The 19498-nt window shown below is 70.7% G+C and carries 17 protein-coding genes and 1 pseudogene; 11 read left to right on the top strand and 7 right to left on the bottom strand.

From position 1 onward, the window contains the following. The 4 genes from ACZ4MF_RS42070 to ACZ4MF_RS42055 all read left to right on the top strand — a co-directional run bounded on the left by ACZ4MF_RS42070 (position 1) and on the right by ACZ4MF_RS42055 (position 4451). On the top strand, positions 1–1488 hold the full coding sequence (locus tag ACZ4MF_RS42070; protein WP_467498744.1) for a 2-oxo acid dehydrogenase subunit E2: 1488 nt from the start codon (positions 1–3) through the stop codon (positions 1486–1488). 5 nt (positions 1489–1493) lie between these two features. Then, positions 1494–1769, top strand: a complete 276-nt coding sequence (locus tag ACZ4MF_RS42065; protein WP_467498742.1) for an acyl carrier protein — start codon at positions 1494–1496, stop codon at positions 1767–1769. A 44-nt stretch (positions 1770–1813) separates the two neighbouring features. Next, positions 1814–3307 carry an AAA family ATPase gene (locus ACZ4MF_RS42060; RefSeq protein WP_467498740.1) on the top strand — a complete coding sequence of 498 codons (1494 nt, stop codon included), beginning with the start codon at positions 1814–1816 and terminating at the stop codon, positions 3305–3307. Positions 3308–3410: 103 nt separating this feature from the next. Continuing rightward, on the top strand, positions 3411–4451 hold the full coding sequence (locus tag ACZ4MF_RS42055; protein WP_467498738.1) for a lysylphosphatidylglycerol synthase transmembrane domain-containing protein: 1041 nt from the start codon (positions 3411–3413) through the stop codon (positions 4449–4451). Here the strand turns inward: ACZ4MF_RS42055 and ACZ4MF_RS42050 are convergent. Further along, positions 4423–5493, bottom strand: coding sequence for an alcohol dehydrogenase catalytic domain-containing protein (locus ACZ4MF_RS42050; RefSeq protein WP_467498794.1), 1071 nt, complete (start codon positions 5491–5493; stop codon positions 4423–4425). The two genes, ACZ4MF_RS42055 and ACZ4MF_RS42050, sit on opposite strands and share 29 nt — an antisense overlap. Before the next feature lie 336 nt (positions 5494–5829). Between ACZ4MF_RS42050 and ACZ4MF_RS42045 the strand changes: the two genes are divergently transcribed. After that, the gene (locus ACZ4MF_RS42045; RefSeq protein WP_467498736.1) at positions 5830–6648 is read left to right on the top strand and encodes a universal stress protein; all 819 of its coding nucleotides are present in this window, start codon (positions 5830–5832) and stop codon (positions 6646–6648) included. Between the two features lie 125 nt (positions 6649–6773). Here the strand turns inward: ACZ4MF_RS42045 and ACZ4MF_RS42040 are convergent, their stop codons facing one another. Beyond that, entirely contained in the window at positions 6774–7448 is a 675-nt protein-coding gene (locus ACZ4MF_RS42040) for a CBS domain-containing protein (protein ID WP_467498734.1), read from the bottom strand. Positions 7449–7566: 118 nt separating this feature from the next. Between ACZ4MF_RS42040 and ACZ4MF_RS42035 the strand changes: the two genes are divergently transcribed. From ACZ4MF_RS42035 to ACZ4MF_RS42025, 3 genes are all read left to right on the top strand, one after another. Continuing rightward, positions 7567–8487, top strand: a complete 921-nt coding sequence (locus ACZ4MF_RS42035; RefSeq protein ID WP_467498732.1) for a DUF1918 domain-containing protein — start codon at positions 7567–7569, stop codon at positions 8485–8487. Between the two features lie 135 nt (positions 8488–8622). Then, positions 8623–9498: a universal stress protein gene (locus ACZ4MF_RS42030; RefSeq protein ID WP_467498730.1), complete on the top strand. Its 876-nt coding sequence runs from the start codon at positions 8623–8625 to the stop codon at positions 9496–9498. Between the two features lie 59 nt (positions 9499–9557). Next, the gene (locus ACZ4MF_RS42025; RefSeq protein ID WP_467498728.1) at positions 9558–11966 is read left to right on the top strand and encodes a glycoside hydrolase family 65 protein; all 2409 of its coding nucleotides are present in this window, start codon (positions 9558–9560) and stop codon (positions 11964–11966) included. Positions 11967–12843: 877 nt separating this feature from the next. Here ACZ4MF_RS42025 and ACZ4MF_RS42020 read toward each other — a convergent pair. Then, positions 12844–13980, bottom strand: a complete 1137-nt coding sequence (locus tag ACZ4MF_RS42020) for an LUD domain-containing protein (protein WP_467498726.1) — start codon at positions 13978–13980, stop codon at positions 12844–12846. A gap of 151 nt (positions 13981–14131) precedes the next feature. On the opposite strand from ACZ4MF_RS42020, the gene sigJ reads away from it, so the two are divergent. Beyond that, on the top strand, positions 14132–15085 hold the full coding sequence (gene sigJ / locus ACZ4MF_RS42015) for an RNA polymerase sigma factor SigJ (RefSeq protein ID WP_467498724.1): 954 nt from the start codon (positions 14132–14134) through the stop codon (positions 15083–15085). Positions 15086–15824: 739 nt separating this feature from the next. Here sigJ and ACZ4MF_RS42010 read toward each other — a convergent pair. After that, the gene (locus ACZ4MF_RS42010) at positions 15825–16745 is read right to left on the bottom strand and encodes an EamA family transporter (RefSeq protein ID WP_467498792.1); all 921 of its coding nucleotides are present in this window, start codon (positions 16743–16745) and stop codon (positions 15825–15827) included. Between the two features lie 52 nt (positions 16746–16797). On the opposite strand from ACZ4MF_RS42010, the gene ACZ4MF_RS42005 reads away from it, so the two are divergent. After that, on the top strand, positions 16798–17322 hold the full coding sequence (locus ACZ4MF_RS42005) for a MarR family winged helix-turn-helix transcriptional regulator (protein WP_467498723.1): 525 nt from the start codon (positions 16798–16800) through the stop codon (positions 17320–17322). Positions 17323–17374: 52 nt separating this feature from the next. On the opposite strand, the gene ACZ4MF_RS42000 is transcribed toward ACZ4MF_RS42005, so the two are convergent. The 3 genes from ACZ4MF_RS42000 to ACZ4MF_RS41990 form a co-directional block, all read right to left on the bottom strand. Next, entirely contained in the window at positions 17375–17581 is a 207-nt protein-coding gene (locus tag ACZ4MF_RS42000) for a hypothetical protein (RefSeq protein WP_467498721.1), read from the bottom strand. Positions 17582–17953: 372 nt separating this feature from the next. Continuing rightward, the gene (locus ACZ4MF_RS41995; RefSeq protein WP_467498719.1) at positions 17954–18382 is read right to left on the bottom strand and encodes a thioredoxin family protein; all 429 of its coding nucleotides are present in this window, start codon (positions 18380–18382) and stop codon (positions 17954–17956) included. A gap of 7 nt (positions 18383–18389) precedes the next feature. Next, entirely contained in the window at positions 18390–18839 is a 450-nt protein-coding gene (locus tag ACZ4MF_RS41990; protein ID WP_467498717.1) for a DUF4395 domain-containing protein, read from the bottom strand. A gap of 518 nt (positions 18840–19357) precedes the next feature. Between ACZ4MF_RS41990 and ACZ4MF_RS41985 the strand changes: the two are divergent. After that, positions 19358–19498: pseudogene (locus ACZ4MF_RS41985) on the top strand (IS701 family transposase); the annotation flags it as partial.

The raw sequence follows: 19498 nt of genomic DNA, 5'->3' as shown, positions 1-19498 counted from the left end.
ATGGCCGAGTTCACGATGCCCTCGCTGGGGGCGGACATGGACCAGGGTGTGCTCCAGGAGTGGCTCGTGGGCCCAGGGGACCGTGTACGCAAGGGCGATGTCGTGGCCGTCGTGGAGACCGACAAGGCGGCCATCGAGGTCGAGTGCTTCGAGTCGGGCACCGTGGGACGGCTGCTCGTGTCACCGGGGACCCGGGTACCGGTGGGCGCGCCGCTGGCGGTGATCGAGGGCCGGCGGGCGAACGGCTCGCCCACGCGTACGAAGGCCGGTCAGAGACCGGCCGAGCGGCACGAACACCCGAATCGTCGGGGGAAGGAGGTCGAAGAGCCCCAGTCGGTCCTGGAGACGGTACGCGCGGAAGCGAAGGCGGAGCCGGACGGGCCGCGGGCACACGCGTCAGCCCGTTCAGGCCACTCCCCGATGAGTGTCTCGGCCGAGACCGACGCGGCGCTCGGGGCCGGACCGCTCGTGCGGCACCTCGCAGTGCTGCGGGACGTCGACCTGACGGCGCTGCACGGCACCGGGCGAGGAGGACGGATCACGCGCGCCGATGTGGAGAACGCCCGGCCGGAACGGGCCCCCAGAGTGCGGGCCACTCCCTACGCCCGGCGGCTCGCCCTCGACCTGGGCGTCGACCTGACGGCGGTACGCGGCACGGGGGACGGCGGAGCCGTCCGGGCGGCGGACGTACGTGCGGCGGACGTACGTGCGGCCGTTCCGGCGCGCTCCGGGCCGCATGGACTCGGGCGTCCTGCTCCGCGGCGACGGGACGCGGAAGAGCGCTCCCGCATGGCAGGAGCGAGCGACAGCCGGGGGGATCAACGTACGGACGCCATGCGCCGTGCCGTCGCCGACCTCGTGAGCCGCTCCACGCGGGAGATCCCGCACTACTACCTGTCCACCACCATCGACCTCATGGCGGCCATGGACTGGCTGCGCCGGCTCAATCGTGGCCGTCCACCCACACACCGCCTCGTCCCGGCCGCTCTGCTGCTGAAGGCCGCCGCCATGGCGGCGAGGGAGGTACCGAGTCTCAACGGCTACTGGCAGAACGGCGGATTCGTCCCCGGCCCCGCGATCAACCTGGGCGTCGCCGTGTCCCTCCGACAGGGCGGACTGCTCGCGCCCGTGATCGCCCACACCGACGCCCTGTCGCCCGACGCTCTCATGGCCCGTCTCAAGGACCTGGTGCAACGGGCGCGCCGAGGACGGCTGCGCGGCAGCGAGCTGTCCGGCGCCACCCTGACCGTCACCAACCTGGGCGATCAGGGCGTGGAGGCCGTGTTCGGCGTCATCCATCCGCCCCAGGTTGCCCTGGTCGGCTTCGGCACGGTCGTCGAACGGCCCTGGGCTGCCGACGGCAATGTCGGCGTGCGTCCCGTGGTGACCGCGACCCTGGCGGCCGACCACCGCGCCACGGACGGTGCGGTCGGCGCCCGTTACCTCACGGCGGTCGACCGACTGCTGCAGAAACCCGAGGAGTTGTGAGTGGGATGAAGCCCTTGGACGATGCGGAAGCTCTGTCCGTGGTCAAGGAGTCGATCACCCTGATCGTCCCCGACGCGGACTTCACCCGGGTCGAGCCGGACGACAAGTTCCGTGACGTGCTCGAACTCGATTCGCTCGATTTCCTCAGCCTGGTGGAGCAGTTGCACGAACGCACGGGGATCCGGATCGACGAAGAGGACTACCCGGAGCTGACCACACTGTCCGACGCCACGCGGTTCCTGGTCGGCAGATCGAGGGCGAGCGCCGGCCCTGCGACGTGAGGGGCCGCGAAGGGGAGCCGTATCGAAGAAGAGGAGGAGCGGCCATGTCACTGCCCCAGGTCCCCAGCACCGTGAAACCCGAGAGCATCTTCGACCGCCAGGCAGAGTGGGAAGCGCTCGTCGACTTCGTCGGCGACCTGCGACCCGACACCCGGCTGGGCGTGGTGTCGGGCCGTCTCCGGCAGGGCAAGACGCTGTTGCTGGAAGCCCTCAGCTCCGCCTTGAACGGTTTCTACTTCGACGCGCAGGAGATGACACAGGCCGAATCGCTGAGCCGCCTCGGCGACGTGCTCGCCCGGTTCACCGGAGCACCCCCGCAGCGCACGTGGCACGGCTGGGAGGATGCCGTCGACGCCCTGTTGGCGCTGGGTGACACGCGAAGCGTGCCGGTCGTCCTCGACGACTTCCCCGAACTCGTACGGCAGAGCCCGTCGTTGCCCTCCGTCCTGCACCGCGCCTGTCGGCGAAGGCATGAAGCGGGGCTGCCCAACCGTGCACGCCTGCTGCTGAGCGGCAGTTCCCTGCCCATGATGCGGCGTCTGTTCGGCGCGTCCTCGCCATTGCGCGGACTGGCCGATCTCCATCTCTCGGTCCGCCCTTTCGACTTCCGGCAGGCAGCACGGTTCTGGGGCATCCGCGACCCCGCCCTCGCCCTGCTGACGCACGCCGTGGTCGGTGGCACGCCGGCGTATCGCCGGGCATACGTGTCGGACGACTCGCCCAGCGGGCCGGACGACTTCGACGCGTGGGTGTGCCGGAGCGTACTCGATCCCCGCACCCCCTTGTTCCGGGAGCCCTATCACCTGATGCAGGAGGAGATCGACCACGCGGACCGCGCGGTGTGCCACTCCGCCCTCGCCGCCGTCGCCTCCGGCTGCGCGACCCAGGGCGAGGTCGCCGACTGCCTCGGCACCCCGCTGACGGACACCGCACGCTCGTTGGCACTGCTGCGGGACGTAGGTCTGCTGCGCGGTGAGCCTGACGCGTTCCGGCCCAACCTGATCCGGCTGCGGGTCTGCGAGTCGCTGCTCGCCTTCGAGCACGCGGCAGTACGCCCGCACCGGGCCGAGTTGGAGCAGCAGGCCACGGTGGACGTCTGGAAGACGATCCGCCCGGCCTTCGACGACTCCGTGGTACGGCCGCACTTCGCGCAGATATGCCGGGACTGGGCCGTCGGCTTCGCCGGCCCGGCGGTCTTCGGTGCGCGCCCCGTGGTCGCGTCCAAGGGGTCGTTGCCCGACCCCAAGCATCCGGACGGTGTGGACCTGGCCGCGGAAGTGGTCGTCAGAGGTCACGACGGCGCCTCGCCGGGGGTTCTGCTGTCAGTGGGTCAGGCTTGTTGGGACGAGGTGATGAATCAGAACCACCTGCAACGGATCCGCTACCTGCTCTCCTTGCTCGCCGACCGCGGCGAGGACGTGACGCACACCGTGCCCGCGCTGTACAGCGGCGCCGGATTCAGCGCGGAACTGCGCGCCGATGAAGCCGCCGGGCACGTGCTCCTCGTCGGCCTCGACCGGCTGTACGGAGTTCGGTAAGGGGGCTCGGGGCGCCTTGAGGCAGCCACGATCGCGGACCGAGCGGCCCCTCGAAGGGGACGAGCCGTCGCGCGGTCAGGTTCCCGGGGCTCGGCGGGCCGCCGTGACACCGGGCGCCGCGGCCGGGCCGGGCCGGCTCTGGTGGCTGTGCACCGGGCTCGTCCTGGTGGCCGCGGGTTTGGTCGCGCTCTCCCGGCGTCACGAGCTGGTGGAGGCGTACCACCTGATCACCCGGGTACGCCTGCCGGGCCTGGTGGTCGCCGCAGTGTTCGAAGCGATGTCCGTCCTGTGCTTCGCCGCCGTGCCCCGCTGGCTGCTGCGGACGGGGGGCTCGCGGTGGAGCATGGGCAGGACGGCGTGCACCACGATGGCCGGCAATGCGGTGGCGGGCGCGCTGCCGGGTGGTGCGGCGTTCTCGGCCGCCTGGATGTTCCGGTACTTGTCCCGCCGAGGCGCTGGTCAGGCGCTCGCGGCCGCCGTCCTGGTGACCGCGGGCGCGTTGTCGGCCCTGAGCCTGTTCCTGTTGCTGGTGACGGGTGTGCTCGTGGCGGGCCCGAGCGGTCCCGACGCTTTCGTTCGTCCCGTGGTCGGTGGGCTGGTGGGGGCTCTTGTGTGCGGTCTGGTGATCCTCGGTCTGTCGCGCTTCACCGGCTTCCGCCGTGTGCTGAGAGGTGTGTGGGCCCGCACGGGTCGGCGGTCCAGGCGAGTGGTGAACGCCGAGGACGCCCTGATCCAGCTGGCGGAACAAGTCCGGGACGTGCAGCCCCGGTTGCTTCCCTGGCTGCGGCCGTTCACCTTCGCCGTTCTCAACTGGGTGCTCGATGCAGCATGCCTGGCCACTGGAATGTGGGCGCTGGGCGTCGGCGTACCCTGGCACGGACTGCTCTTCGTCTACGCGCTGACACAGATCGCGAGCACCTTGCGCCTGACCCCTGGAAACCTGGTCATCGCCGAAGTGACTCTGTCGGCGTTGCTCGTCGTGTACGGCATGCAGCCCGGACAGGCGATCGCCGCCACGTTCTTCTACCGCGTCGTCAGCTACTGGGCCTTGCAGCCGATCGGCTGGGCCTGCTGGATCGGCCTCACGTTCGAATCCGCCCTTGAGGGCCGGAAGGTCAGACCGCGGGCTCGCTGGCTTCGCTGAGGTTCTGCTGGGTTCGCTCGCCGCGCAGAACGACTTTCAGGGCTCCCGAGACGGTGCCGCCCGCGAAGACCTCGTAGGCGTCTTCCATGCGGTCGAGCCCGAAGGTATGGGTGACCAGGCCGGAGACGGGCAGGCGTCCGCACCCCATGAGCTCCAGCAGCCACGGGGTGGACGACGTGTCCACCTGCCCCGTGCTGATCGTCACGTTCTTGCGCCACAGGGATTCGAGATGCAGCGTCGCCGGTCCGCCGTGCGCACCGATGTTGGCGATGTGCCCTCCCGCGCGGACGGCACGGGTGCAGAGCACGAAGCCCTCCGGGTCGCCCGAGGCCTCGATGACCACGTCGGCGCCCGGCCCCTCGGCCAGCTCGGCGATCATTGTCCCCGGCGATTCGGCGGCATCGGCTCCCACACGGAGCGCGGTCTCCAGCCGGGCTCGGGCCAGATCCACGACGATGATGCGGCGGGGCGAGTACAGGCGCGCGACGATCACCGTGGCAAGACCGACAGGTCCCGCACCCACCACGACGACGGTGTCTCCGGGGCACACGTGTCCGTTGCGCACTCCGACTTCGTAGGCGGTGGGGAGCAACTCGGCGAGCAGCACCGCGTCGTTGAGCGACAGGGCGGAGGGGCGTCGGGTGGTGGAGTGGTCCGCGAAGGGCACCCGGACGTATTCGGCCTGCGTCCCGTCGATCAGGCTCCCCAGTATCCATCCGCCGCCCCCGCGGCACTGTCCGAACCTCGCGTCACGGCACTCCGGGCAGCGGCCGCACGAAGATACGGACGACACGATCACCTGATCCCCGGGGCGCAGACGGTGCACTTCGTCACCGACCTCGACGACCTCACCGACGGCCTCGTGGCCGAGGACGGCCCCCGGCTTCACCTCCGGCAGGTCTCCCCGCAGGATGCGCAGATCACTGCCGCAGATGGTCGTGGCGTCGACGCGCACGACGGCATCGGTGGCCTCCTCGATCCCGGGGTCCGGGACGGCGTCCCAGGAGATCTGTGCCGGTCCGTGATAGACGAGCGCTCGCACGGTACTCACTCCTCGCTCCCCACCTTCACGGTCACCCCCGAGCGCAGACCGGGCAAGCCCGAGCCGGCAGGCCGCGTCGGCCGGTCCTTCGGACATGCCCCCGATGCGCGCGGGAGGACTCGCTGCATGGCGGCGGTCTCCGTCCCGTACGAAGCTGGAGACGACCGCGCACAGGTCCGAGGAGCACGCAGGACCGAGCGCCGGTCCGGGCCTCGCCCGCGTCCCGGGCGTGTTGCGGTCTCCGCCTCGGGGATGGTCCTGCTCCCGGCCGCGGCGCACAGGTCCTGGGGCGGAGGAGCCGGAGGCCTGTATCCCGGGCGAGAGGAGAGGGGTGCGGTGACGATACCCCTGGTGGTCGGCGTCGACGGATCCGAGGCGAGTCTCGATGCGGTCGGCTGGGCGGCTGACGAGGCGGTCCGGCACGGCGTGCCGCTCCACCTCCTGCACGCGGCGGGCGGGGAGCGTGACGCGTCCCAGGTGATCAGCGCCGCCACCGCACGTGCCGAGCAGAGATCACCCGCGGTACGGCTGTCCAGCGAGGTGTCGTACGAGGACGCGGCCACGGCCCTGGTCGGCGTCGGGCGCAACGCCTTCGCGCTGGTGTTGGGATCCCGCGGGCTCGGGGACCTCACCGGCCTGCTCCTCGGCTCGGTGAGTCTCGCGGTCGCGGCACGGGCCGACTGTCCGGTCTTCGTGATCCGCGGCGCGGCCGAGCACCGCGAGGCCCGGTTCGGGAGCATCGTCGTGGGTGTCAAGGATGAGAAGACCAGCGGCACTGCCGTGCACGTCGCGTTCCGCGAGGCCCGGGCTCGGCGGTGCCGGCTCGTGGCGGTACACGCCTGGAGCGCACCGTCCGGGGCGTGTACGACGGCTCAGGCCCCGTCGTGGCCGCTGGAGGCCCACCGGCGCCCGCCCGCACAGGTGCTCGACGACGCGCTGCGCGGCCCTGCCAGACAGTACGCCGACACCCTGGTGAGCAGGGAGGTGATCGAGGGCCCGGCTCGCCAGGCGCTGCTGGAGGCCGCGTCCGGGGCGGATCTCCTGATCGTGGGCGGCCGTCGTCGGCTCGGGCATCCGGGTCTGCAGTTGGGCTTGATCAATCACGCCGTACTCCATCACGCGCCGTGTCCGGTCGTGGTCGTGCCCCAGCTGTGACGGCCACGGGAAAGAGGCACCTGGCGCTCTAGCGTCGGCACGCCCACTCCCGAGGGGATGACGCCCATGGCCGTCGGCCGGGTCCGCGAAGTCCGCCGGTCCCACCACCGACCGCGCGCGACACCTCAGGTGTCATCGACGGAACTCCGCGCGTCGTCCGTGCGACACGCGATGCGGCCGCCGACCGAGACAACGCCGTCGACGCCACGGCACAGCTGTTCGATGACGGGAATCAGGCTCTTGTACTCCACGGTGCCGCCGAGGGTGACCCGTCCGTCACGCACCTCGACCGACACCTCTCGTGGATCGAGTCCCATGGTTCGGCGCAGGAGATCGCCGGTGATCTCCTCACGGATGGCATCATCACGACGCAGGAAGACCCGCAGGAGATCACCCCGGCTGACGATGCCCAGGAGCCGGTCCGCCTCGTCGACCACGGGCAACCGTTTGACGTGCTGGGTCTCCATGAGCCGCGCGGCCTCGACCACACTCCACTCCGGACGCGCGCACACCGCGGGAGCCGACATCAGCTCCTCGGCGCGGGAGCCCTCTGCCTTGGCCCGCTCCCACGCCTCCAGATTCGGCACGGGAGTCCTGCCCGACGGGTCTGTCTGATCGGCGCTCTTGCGCAACAGGTCGGCCTCGGACACCACCCCCACGGGGCGGTCCAGGTCGTCCACCACGGGCAGGGCGGTGACGTCGTTGTCCGCCAGGAGTCTGACGAGTTCCTTGAACGGCGTGTCGCGCCGGGCTCGGACGACGTCCCGGGACATGAGCTCCTCGACCGTTCGGTGGTGCATGGTGCCTCCCGGATGCGGGCCGCCCGCCTCGCGGACACGGGGCTCGCGGCCCCCGTGCGACGGTGTGTCCCGCGTGGCAGGTTGGATACAGCACCATTCTGAGCAGAGGGCGGCGATCATGCGAGCTCACCTCGGCGACCAACTCGTCATCGACAGTACGAAGACCGGCACGGCCAGGCGCGACGGCGAGATCGTCGGCCTCCACCACGAGGACGGAACACCGCCCTACGACGTGCGCTGGTCGGACACCGACGAGGTGACCCTTGTGTTCCCCGGGCCCGACGCACACATCCACCACCTTGAGTCCGCCGAGCCCCGGTCCAGGCGCGAGTCACCGCCGGACGCGGGTGAGGCGCAGATCGCGTCCGCGGTCGCCCCGCCGACCGGGACGGCGGGCCCCGGCGACATCGGCCGGCGCGTGGCCGTCGAGCGCCGCAGGCAGGGGCTCAGCCGGGAGGAGACGGCCGGCCGCGCCCGGATGTCCCCCGACTACCTCGCCTACCTTGAGGAACGTCCCGCAGATCCGACCTTCGCGACTCTCATCAGGCTGGCCGACGCGCTGGGCACCTCCGTGGCCGCTCTGCGCGGCGGCGGCATGGATCTCCCGCCAGGCCAGGGACACGCGCTCTTGCACCCTCGGCTGCGGGATCTCAGCCCGGAGGAATGCCGCACCCTGCTCTCGACGCACGGCGTGGGGCGCGTCGCGGTGTCGGCATCCGGCGGTCGCCCTGCCGTCGTCCCGGTCAACTACGAGATCGTCGACGACGCCATCGCCTTCCGGACCGCGCCCGGCTCCGTGGCCGCATCAGCCGCAGGCAGGGAGGTGGCCTTCGAGGTGGACCATGTGGACGAGGACATGAGCCAGGGCTGGAGCGTACTCGCCGTCGGCCCCGCGAACGTCGTGACAGAACCCGAGGCCGTACGCCGGCTCACTCACCATGCACACACCAGGCCGTGGGCGGGCGGCGAGCGCGAGATGTGGGTGTCGATCCGCCCCGCGACCCTCACGGGCCGTCGGATCACACCGGCCGATCAGTAGCCCGCCCCCAGCCATGGGGCACCGGCCACGCCACCCGCGCCGACAGCCGGTCGGTGTGTCGCAGGGGTGCGCGGACCGTGCGACGGTATTCACAGGTGGTCTCTCTGCAGCCCGACGGGGAAGGCGGTGGCGGCGATGGAACTCCCGCTGGTCGTGGGCGTCGACGGATCGGACTCCAGTCTGCTGGCCGTCGACTGGGCGGTGGACGAGGCGGCACGCCATGGGCTGCCGCTGCGTCTGGTCCACGCCTCCTTGTGGGAGCGCTACGAGGCCGTCCGGCCCTCCTTCAGCACCGGCCGTCCCGCCGAGGAGGTCATGGCGCAGCACATCATCGCTTCCTGCCTGGAACGTGCCCGACTTCGCAACCCCGAGGTCAAGGTGTCGGGCGAGGTACTGGCCGATGACGCCGTCCCGGTGCTGCTGCGGGCGGGAGCCGACGCGTCCGCCGTGGTCACCGGCGTTCGTGGGCGTGGCCAGATCGCCGGAATGCTGCTGGGTTCGGTCAGCCTCGCTGTCGCGGCCCGCGCCGTGTGCCCGGTCGTCGTGGTCCGTGGCGCGGAGCGCAACCGCGAGGGGATGCTCGGCCGGATCGTGGTGGGGGTCGGGGATTCGACAGGCAGCGCGGGTGCCGTGCGGTTCGCCGTCCGCGAGGCCGAGGCACGCCGCTGCGGCCTGACCGCCGTACGGTCCTGGCGCACCCCTGCCGCCGAGCCCGTGGACCACATGCTGATCGCCGACGACGCCGCCCGGCTGCGCGAGGAGCGGGCCTCGGCCGGCCTTGAGGAGGCACTGCGCGCGGCCGTACGGGCAGACTCTCAGGTCGTCATCCGTCGCCAGACGGTCGAGGGCCCAGCCCACCGCGTCCTGCTGGACGCGACGGCAGAGGCCGACCTCATCGTCGTCGGCGCGGTTCGCCGACACGGCCGCTTCGGTCTGCAGCTCGGCAGAGTCGCCCACACTCTGCTTCATCACTCGCAGTGCCCGGTCGCCATCGTGCCCCAGCCGGTCTGAGGCCGACCGAGCGGGGCTGAACCTCCACGTCCTCTCCGGAGGAGAGGGAAGGGTGGCGGATGTCAGAGTCGGAGTGGACGTGGGAGTGGACGGGTTACGACCCCGCCGGCGAACGACTGCGTGAATCGCTCTGTACGCTCGGCAACGGCTACTTCGCCACACGAGGAGCGTTGCCCGAGTGCCGGGCCGGCCTGGTGCACTACCCGGGAACCTACGCGGCCGGGTGCTACAACCGCCTGGAGTCGACCGTCGCGGGACGGCACGTGGTGAACGAGGACCTGGTCAACCTCCCCAACTGGCTGCTCCTCCGATTCCGGCCGCGCCGTGCCGAGGGGGACTGGGGTCCATGGCTCTCCCCCCAAACGCACGCCCTCCTCGACCACCGCCACACCCTGGATCTGCGCCACGCCACGCTCACCCGCGCCTCCCGTCACCGCACCGACGAGACGGGCGTGCTCGGCGTCGAGCAGACCCGCCTGGTGCACATGGAGGATGCCCACCTGGCCGCGCTGCGGACGCGCTTCACCGCTGAGAACTGGTCAGGAGAGATCGAGATCGAGAGCTGCCTCGACGGGGAGGTGATCAACGGCAACGTGCACCGTTACCGCACCCTCAACCGCCGCCATGTGACCCACGTCCGGACCGGGACACACGAGCCCCGGACGGTCTGGCTCAGCTGCCGCACCAGCACATCCGACATCGCCGTCGCCCTGGCCGCGCGGACGAAGGTGGTCACCGCACGGGTTCCGACCTCCTCGGAGCTGCGTCCGGCTCGTCACCGTGCCGTCCACCGCGTGGTCGTCCCGATCTCGCCGGACCACCCCGTCGCCGTGGAGAAGATCGTGGCACTGCACACCTCGCGCGACACGGCAATCAGTGACCCACTCGGCGCAGCGATCGACCGAGTGAGCACGGCAGGGGACTTCCCGGCCCTTCTGGAGTCCCACGCCGCCGCGTGGGAACGTCTGTGGCGGCGCACGGACATACAGGTGCCCGGCGAGGCCGGCCGCATCCTGCGCTTCCACCTCTTCCACGTCCTGCAGACACTGTCACCGCACACCGCGGACCTGGACGTGGGCGTGCCCGCACGGGGGCTGCACGGCGAGGCGTACCGAGGTCACGTCTTCTGGGACGAGCTCTTCGTCCTGCCGTATCTCAATCTGCACTTCCCGGACGTCTCCCGGGCGCTGCTCAACTACCGCTACCGGCGCCTCCCACGTGCTCGCAGAGCGGCGAGAGCAGACGGCCGGAACGGGGCGATGTATCCGTGGCAGAGCGGCAGCGACGGCCGCGAGGAGTCCCAGGAGTGGCATCTCAACCCCGCCTCGGGCCGCTGGCTGCCGGATCACTCCCGCCTCCAGCACCACGTGGGCTCGGCGATCGCCTACAACGTGTGGCAGTACTGCGAAGCCACCGGCGACACGGAGTACCTGCACACCAGGGGCGCGGAGATGCTGCTCCAGATCTCCCGCTTCTGGGCGGACCGCGCCGACTTCGACCCCGGCCTGGGCCGCTACCGGATCCGCGGTGTCGTGGGTCCCGACGAGTACCACGACAGGTACCCCGGCGGCGATCGGCCCGGGCTGGACGACAACGCGTACACGAACGTCACCGCCGCCTGGGTCCTTGCCCGCACCCTGGAACTCCTGCGGCGCCTTCCTGCCTGGCGCCGCGAAGAACTGCTCCGGCGAACCGGCCTGGACGCCGGCGAACTGCCCGAGTGGGAGGAGGTCTCCCGCCGCTTGCGGATCCCCTTCCACCAGGGCGTCATCAGCCAGTTCGCAGGCTACGACGACCTGGCCGAACTCGACTGGGACGGCTACCGAAGGCACTACGGCACCATCCGCCGCCTGGACCGGATCCTTGAGGCCGAGGGCGACACGGTCAACCGCTACAAGGCGTCCAAGCAGGCCGATGTCCTGATGCTCGGCTACCTGTTCTCCCCCGCCGAGCTGCGGGCTCTGTTCCGGCGTCTCGGGTACGGCCTGGACGACGACGTGTGGCGCAGGACCGTGGACTACTACCTGCGGCGTACCAGCCACGGCTCCACCCTCAGCGAGCTTGTGCACGGCCTCGTCCTCGCCAGAGCCAGACGGGCGGACGCATGGCAGTACGTTCATGAGGCCCTGGAGGCCGACATCGCCGACATCCAGGGCGGCACCACCGGCGAGGGCATCCACCTGGGAGCCATGGCCGGAACCCTCGGCCTCGTCCAGCGCGGGCTGACGGGCCTGGAGACCCGCGAGGACGCCCTGTGGCTGGACCCGGTCCCTCTTCCGGCGCTCTCCGAGTACGGCTTCACCCTGCACTATCGCGGTCACTGGGGCGTCGGCGTACGACGCCGGAGCGGGCATCTGGAAATCGCCGTACCCGACTCGGAGGAGTCACCGATCCGCGTCGTGCTGGCCGACCGCGCGGTGACCATCGCCCCAGGAGAGACGTGCACGCTCGTCCTACCGGAGACCTGACACGACGACGAGCTCCCGTCCGCCCTTGATGGTCCCAATGGACCTGCTCCTTGGCCCTGTCGGCTCAAGACGGGCTCCACGGAGCGGGGGGACAGTCGGAGACGGTCAGGAAAGCCCGAGTGCGCCCGATGGTCCCGCCTCTGGCGCGTCGAGGAAGTGAACGGTCGTGATGTTCTGGTACGACCACGATCCCGGCTGGTGGGGATGGCTCGGTACGTCCATCGGCGTGATCGTCTTGTTGGCTCTGCTCATCACCTTGGGAGTCCTCCTTCACCGCTCCCTGGCACGGCTGAAGGGAGATCGACACGGCGGAGTCTCAGCACCGCCTGGCACTCCTCACGGAAGGCACCGGTGAGCACTCCGGCGCCGCTTGCCGACGGTGGCAGTACGGCGGCCGCCGAGGAACTCGCGGGCGCCGACGGGTATGCCTTCCACAAACACGTGGTGGAGCAGGGGGAGACGGCGAGTCGGAGGCGGCGTGCGTGGGCTGCGAGGCGGGCCGGAAGGTGACAGAGGCACAGGCGATCGTGTCCGGCCCGGCGTCTTCGGGGCCGTCCTGGTCATGCAGGGTGAGCAGCCGCAGCCAGGTGTCCATCGGCGGCGAGGTTCGCGGCGAGCATCCAGCCCGTGTTGATCTGCCACCGCTGTGAGCGGCAGACCTGCCAGGCCCATGGCCTTGCCGGAACGGATCGTGGACAACGTCGGAGGTGAACAACACCTTCCACCGATCGAGGCTGCGATCTTCAAGAGCGAGTGACACGCGGGTCCTCTCCGCCCCGGCGTGGCCGGGCCCGGCCGGGCATCGATTCGTCGTCGGCACGGCACCGCACTGGAAGTACGCCATACGGGGACCAGCCCTCAGACGACTCCTGGTGGTTCAGAATCCGATGGCTTCGCGCAGCAGCAGGACGGTGCCACGCCCGGGCTGCGGCTCCGTGTTGAGGACGAGCAGACGGTTGACCGCGCTCGGCTGGCCGTAGACCGCCTGGGCGCGCGCGGTCTCCAGCGGAAGGGCGTGCTCCTCGACCCGGCGCAGAGCGCTGCTCAGGTCGGGCACCACCTTCTGCGCCCCGACGACCCAGATCGCCCTTGCGGCGCCGCCGGCGGAGGCGGGCAGCTGGCTGCCGCTGCCCGAGGCGATGACGAGCGAGCCGGTCTCAGTGACGGCCGCGACGCTGGCGACGAAGACGTCGGGGGTGGCCACCAGCCTGCGGATCTGGTCGAACTCGGTGGCGCGGTCCATCGTCAGCACGCGCGGCCGGATGGCCTGGTAACGGTCGCCCGTCTCGATGTCCTGCGCGATACCGGAGAGCCGAAGCGTCTCGCTGGCCCCGGTGAACACGCCCGCGCCCTCCGGTATCAGATCCTTGACGCGGGCGCGGGCCGCCGCGGCGTCGTCGAGCAGTTCGGTGGTGAAGCCGTTCGCCCGCAGCGCCGCGACCGCCCGGTCCAGCCGCTCGGCGGACGCCGGTGCGTCGAAGTCGTCGGCCGCACCCGTGGCCGACGCGTCCGCCTCACCAGCGCCCGGCGCCCGGCCTGCATCCTCGGGCTCACCGGAGCCATGCCCCTGAGCGTCGGGGCCGGGCGCCGAACCCCGGAGCGGGGTGGTGTCGACGTACCTGACCTCGTAGACCCGCTCGGTGAACTTCCATCCCTCCGGTGTACGCCGGTAGGTGTCGTGGTAGACGGCGAAGTTCAGGCCCGAGCGGCCGTCGAGCACCCGCGCGATCTCCTGCATGTAGGTGCGCCCGGTGGCGGTGTCGCCGTCGATGCGGATCGTGCCCGGGTGGCTGTTCTGCACGAAGAAGTCCCACTGGCTCTGCAGGCGTTCGCCTCCCGTCCGGATCTCCTCCCGGCCGATGAGCTCGACCGGGACGTTGGGCATGCGCAGAACGCCGTCGGGGGTGAACAGCGCGGCGAGGCGGGCACGGTCGCGCATCATCGCCGCGTCGGTGAACTCCCCGCGCAGCGCCTCGATCTCGACGCGGTCGGCGATCTCCTGGAAGTCGTTCATACTCAGCGTCCTGTCCTGTGGCTGGTGCGCTCCTCTTGACCAGTCCGACGACGCAGCCCCGCCGAATGTGAGGCGCACCGCCGACCTCACATTCCGCCGCTCTGATTCGTCGTAAGGGAGAGGGACCGTGAACGAGGGAGCCGGAGAGCGTATGACCACCCCGTCGGAACAGACACAGCGGCAGACGGACGAGCAACAGGACCCGGGGTCGAGCACGATCATGAGCGAGCGGCGACAGCTGCTCAATCTCGCCTACCGGCTGCTCGGTTCCCTGGCCGACGCGGAGGACGTCGTCCAGGAGACCTACACCCGCTGGTACGCGATGTCCCGGGCGCAGCAGGAGGCCATCGAGTCGCCGGGTGCCTGGCTGACGAAGGTGGCCGGCCGCATCTGCCTGACCCTGCTCGGCTCTGCGCGCGCCCGGCGGGAGACCTACGTCGGAGAATGGATCCCGGAGCCGCTGCCCGACCCGGCCGAGTGGATCGCCGGGGCGGCGGGCGCCGCCGGCGTGGACCCGGCCGACCGGATCACCCTCGACGAGTCGGTGACCATGGCCTTCCTGGTCGTGTTCGAGTCGATGACCCCGGCCGAGCGCGTCGCGTTCGTGCTGCACGACGTCTTCCGCTACCCGTTCGCCGAGGTGGCCGGGATCGTCGGCCGCAGCCCGGCGGCGTGCCGTCAGCTGGCGTCCTCGGCCCGCCGTCGCATCGCCGCCGCGCGGGCCGGGGCGAGCCCGAACGCGGCCCGGCAGGCGAGCGTCGTCCGGCGGTTCAGGGCGGCCTGGGAGGCACAGGACATCGAGGCCCTGCTCAACCTGCTCGACCCGGGCGCCACCGCGATCTCCGACGGCGGTGGCCGCGCCATCGCCCACCTGCTGCCGATCGAGGGCGCGGAACAGATCGCCCACCTCTACCGCACGATCGCCCGGTACGCGCCGCCCCGCACGGTCCTGGAGCGCACGGTCAACGGGCTGCCGGGCCTAGTGGTCGAGTCCGAGGGCCGGATCGAGACGGTGTTCGCGTTCGAGGTCTCCGACGACGACCGGATCACTCGCATCTGGGCAGTACGCAACCCGGACAAGCTCCACCCCTGGCAGCTGTCCTGACCGTGCCCACGGGCCGACGACGGTGTTCAGGGTTCAGCGGCGACAGGTCAATAACCCCGTCATCCGGATCTACGAACGCCGAAGCCTCCCGGCCTTCGCCGACCTCGCCTCCATGGGCGCCTGTCCTTGGGTGACGACACCCTTCAGAGGTCCGCAGGGCCGCGGCCTCACCCCGACCCGGCCATCCGTCAACTGCACGCTGTCCACGGCGGGCACACCGGTCGAGCGCAGCGTCACGTGACCGAAGTGGCGGCGGAGTCTCCATGGCTTGGTCAAGGCTCCGCCTGCTCCCAGGCGTCGTCGGCTGCGTTCTTGGCGAGCAGGCCCAAGTCGTCCTTGTGGAACCGGATTTCGGCGTCACGGCACGGAACGCTGAAGAATGCCTCGCTGGGCTTCGGCAGGATCGCAGTTCAACAGGCCCACGGTGCCGAACACGGCTTCCGCCACATCCGGCAGGCATTGACCGACCCGGTCCCCACCGCCAAGGCCCGCAGGCGGGACCCGGCCGAAGTCGTCGGGGCTCTGCCGGCCGAGGAGATGCCGCTGACCTCCCCACTCACCGCAGGCGGGCCGTGTTTCCCGCGGGCAAGCCCCCGGCCGGCCGCACGAGTGCCGTGAGGCGATCAGTCGATCACTGCCCGTGATATCGGCGATGTGTGGTGAGACGGCGTTACTTCACTCGTCCTCGCACGTGTCCATGCCCGGGCTCCGCCCGCGCCTCTACCCGCGTCCCTGATCGTCACGGGACATTGCGCGTAGAGGGTGCTTGCGCGGGACCTTCGTCGGCTACCGGATGCGGAGGCACCTGGCCGCTGTCTCGTCGGCCCGCGCGCTTGGGTTGACCGAGGACAACTCCGGCCAGGACCAGGACCAGTCCGCACAGTTGCTGAACAGTCAGCGACTCTCCGGCGACAGCTGTGCCGAGCAGGACGCCCGTGACGGGGTTGAGCAGTCCGATCAGCCCGACGGTGCCCGCCGGCAGGTGCCGCAGTCCGGTGAACCAGGCGGTGAAGGCCAGCGCGGTGGCGACCAGGGCGACGTAGCCGAACGCGAGGAGCGTCGGCGTCGAGAGCGCGGGCGGAGGGCCTTCCACCGCGGCGGCGACCGGGAGCAGGAACAGACCACCGGCGGTCAGCTGCCAGGCGGTCGAGGCGAGCACATCGACACCGGCACTCCACCGTTTGGCCAGGATGTGCCCGAAGGACGACACCAGCATGGCGGCGGTCGAGGCGAGGACTCCCGGCACGCTCACCCCCTGCGTCCCGGTGAGCAGCATGAGGCAGACCCCGGCGAGTCCGATCGCGGCGCAGGCCAGGTGGGCGGTCCGGGGCCGTTCGGACACCAGGGGCCAGGCCATGAGCATCATCGTCAGCGGGGACACCGCCATGACGGTCGAGGCGACGCTTGTCGGGAGCAGCTGGGAGGCTGCGTAGACGAGGACGAAGAACACGCTCATGTTGAGCAGCCCGAGCACCGCCGACCGCCACCACCACGCGCCGCGCGGCCGCTGTCTGCGCAGGGCGAGCAGTACCAGGCCGGCGGGCAGCGCCCGCAGGGCAGCCCCGTAGAGCGGGCGGTCGGCCGGGAGGAACTCGTGCGTGACGAAGTAGTTGGTTCCCCAGGCCACCGGTGCGACTGCGGTCAGTGCCACCCAGCGCATATTAGCTTCCATGGAAGTTAATATAACTTCCTGGGAAGTTATCATGGGGTGCATGGAGCACGGCGAACCGATGGACCGCGTGGCCCGCATCCAGGCGGACTGGCGCCGCGAGCGCCCCGACGTCGACATCACCCCACAGGGAGTGATCGGACGGCTGCACCGCCTGGCCGACCGACTCACCGAGGAACTCTGCCTCGTCTACGGCCGCTACGGCCTCAGCGAGGGAGAGTTCGACGTCCTGTGCGCACTGCGCCGCGCCGGGGATCCCTACGAGCGGGCGCCCGGTGAGCTCGCCGCGCACACCATGGTCACCACCGGCGCGATGACGAAACGGATCGACCGCCTGGAGCGAGCCGGACTCGTCACCCGCCGCCGTTCCGACGACGACCAGCGCGGCCGGATCGTCGCCCTCACCAAACCCGGACGTGAACTGATCGACCGAGCGTTCACCGACCACATGCGCAACGAACGCCGTCTGCTGGATCTACTGACACCCGCCGAGACCGAGGCACTCGAAGGGCTGCTCACGAACTGGCTCTCCCGCATGGAGCATCCGCGTCCTTCCCGCGGCGAGTGACCCGCCCGCCCGGGGTCTGCGACCAGCGCCTTGTCGGCTCTGACGGAAGCCCTCAGGAGCAGAGCAGGACCCGCTTGCGCAGGAGACCGGAGCCGGCGCGGCCGAAAATCTCCCGCTTGACCATCTCCGAGGAGAAGTCCACAAACTTCACCCGGAACTCGTGGACACCGACCTCGCGGATCTCAGCCGCTACCTGAGAGAAGCATTCCTCGCCTCCGGCGGCGAGCAGAGCCTGAGCGATGCCCTGGACGCCGTACACGTGCCGCCCTGGGCCATTCCCGCGGCCCTTTCGCCCAGAGCGGCGACTACCTCTGGGCCGACACGGTCCGCCAACACCTCACCATGAGGGCCACCGACCACGCCCTCCGCCTGCCCCGCACGGCCGAGTGCGCCGAGGCCACACCACGAGAGCGGGACGCGGTCCTGGCACTGCTGGAAACCTGGGCACCATCCACCCGGCCACGAACGCCCGGCCCAGCGTGCCATCCGCCTCTACCAGGTCTCCTGCGGGCGCGACGACGCGGCCCGGCACACCCGCACCCGCCTGGCACGACACCTCAGCGACCTCGGCCCCGGACCCGAGCCGGCCACTCAAGCTCTCATCACAGCCCGGACCCGCCGGACACGGTGATCAGTTCGCCGTGGCCAGCTCCACCGCCGACACCACATCGGCCCGGGTCGGCGCACCGGAGGCGCGGCGCACGACCCGACCGGCGCGGTCGAGGACGAGCACCGTCGGCGTGCGCATCACCTCGACGCGACGGACCAGGTCGAGCCGTGCCTCGGCGTCGATCTCCACCAGGCGCACGCCGGGCGTCTCGGCGGCCACGCCGGCCAGCAGTCGCCGGGTGCCGGGGCAGGTGGCGCAAAGGGCTGTCGAGAACTGCACCAGCGTCGCCCTCTCGCCGAGCGCCGCTCCCAGCTCACCGGCGGACAAACGCAGCGCGTCGCCCCGGCCACCGTCGCGCAGCCTGCCGTCGCGACGGACGCGGACCAGCCCGAAGACGGTCGCGGCCACCAGCACGACGGCGGCCACGATCAGCCCGGTCGGATCGCTCACGGCCGCCTCACCCCTGGCTCAGCCGGGCCCGGCTGCGGACCGCGAGCAGGTAGAGCTCGCAGCCCAGGCAGTAGCCGAAGGCGGCGTTCAGGAAGGCCGCCGCGAGTGCCGCCGCACTCGCGGCGATGCCGAGCCAGGCGGCACCGGACAGGTAACCCGCCGCCCCGACCACCGCGAAGCCCAGGCCGACGGCCTGCGCGAACCGCGGCGGCCGCTCGTCCTCAAGCTCCTGCGGCGGCCCGAGTCGGGGGCGCACCAACCGACGGTAGAGCCAGCCGTACGGGGACCAGCGCAAGCCCAGAGCCGCGCCGACGGCGAAGACGACAGCCTGCGCGGCGAGCAGCACACCGCTGCCGGTGACCAGGACCAGAAGCAGAACGAGGGTCGTGAGAGCGGCGGCGAAGCGCGGCGCACGCGGGTCGACGCGGACAGGCACACCGGGGGTGCGGTCGGGCATGAAGAACTCCGGGACGGTAGGGACGGATTCTGGTAGGTGGGGCGCGCGGTCAGCGACACGCGGCGGACCACACGCGACCGAAATCGATGTGCGCCCTGATCACCAGGAACGTCGCGGAGAACATGCCGTCATTGCAGCAGTCACCCGCGCCGCGGTCAATCACCGCCCACCTGCCGGACACACGGGGGCCGACCGACGGGGGTCGGGAACGGCCCTCACAGCACCGGGGTGAGCTGTAACCGGTACGCGTGCCCGAGCAGCAGTCGTTTCCGAATTGGAATAAGCCGGTATCCGATCGTTCAGCGAAAGGAATTCACCTGATGACGCCCTCGGCCACTCCTGCCCCCGCACCATTCGTCCAGCAGCCGCGGAGGAGAGCCCTCGGTCCGCCAACCCACCATGGTCACGGCTGCCGTTGCGTCCGCAGTCATGCGAGTTCCAGCGTGATCGCCCGGACAGCTCCAAGTATTGCTTCATTACGTCGAGTGATCTCACCTGGTGGCGGGCATCTTTGTGGTGTGAGGCTGGGGGAAGTGGAACGGCTCCGGGGTGAGTTGGCGGAGTTCGTAGCTGATGTTTTCGGGTCGGTGCCGCGGCGGGATCAGCGGCGGTGGGGCGAGTGTTATCTGCGGGGTCTGATGCTGGACGGCCGCCGGAAG

This window comes from Streptomyces sp. NPDC025793, assembly GCF_055558375.1.
Note: the sequence above shows the minus strand (reverse complement) of the source record. Positions and strands in the feature narration are given on the sequence as shown.

Excerpts from the sequence above, each read along its gene's own strand:
- ACZ4MF_RS42070 (WP_467498744.1), top strand. The coding sequence starts at position 1 with ATGGCCGAGTTCACGATGCCCTCGCTGGGGGCGGACATGGACCAGGGT.
- ACZ4MF_RS42065 (WP_467498742.1), top strand. The coding sequence starts at position 1,494 with ATGAAGCCCTTGGACGATGCGGAAGCTCTGTCCGTGGTCAAGGAGTCG.
- ACZ4MF_RS42060 (WP_467498740.1), top strand. The coding sequence starts at position 1,814 with ATGTCACTGCCCCAGGTCCCCAGCACCGTGAAACCCGAGAGCATCTTC.
- ACZ4MF_RS42040 (WP_467498734.1), bottom strand. The coding sequence starts at position 7,448 with ATGCACCACCGAACGGTCGAGGAGCTCATGTCCCGGGACGTCGTCCGA.
- ACZ4MF_RS42035 (WP_467498732.1), top strand. The coding sequence starts at position 7,567 with ATGCGAGCTCACCTCGGCGACCAACTCGTCATCGACAGTACGAAGACC.
- ACZ4MF_RS42030 (WP_467498730.1), top strand. The coding sequence starts at position 8,623 with ATGGAACTCCCGCTGGTCGTGGGCGTCGACGGATCGGACTCCAGTCTG.
- ACZ4MF_RS42025 (WP_467498728.1), top strand. The coding sequence starts at position 9,558 with ATGTCAGAGTCGGAGTGGACGTGGGAGTGGACGGGTTACGACCCCGCC.
- ACZ4MF_RS42020 (WP_467498726.1), bottom strand. The coding sequence starts at position 13,980 with ATGAACGACTTCCAGGAGATCGCCGACCGCGTCGAGATCGAGGCGCTG.
- sigJ (WP_467498724.1), top strand. The coding sequence starts at position 14,132 with ATGACCACCCCGTCGGAACAGACACAGCGGCAGACGGACGAGCAACAG.
- ACZ4MF_RS42010 (WP_467498792.1), bottom strand. The coding sequence starts at position 16,745 with ATGCGCTGGGTGGCACTGACCGCAGTCGCACCGGTGGCCTGGGGAACC.
- ACZ4MF_RS42005 (WP_467498723.1), top strand. The coding sequence starts at position 16,798 with ATGGAGCACGGCGAACCGATGGACCGCGTGGCCCGCATCCAGGCGGAC.
- ACZ4MF_RS41990 (WP_467498717.1), bottom strand. The coding sequence starts at position 18,839 with ATGCCCGACCGCACCCCCGGTGTGCCTGTCCGCGTCGACCCGCGTGCG.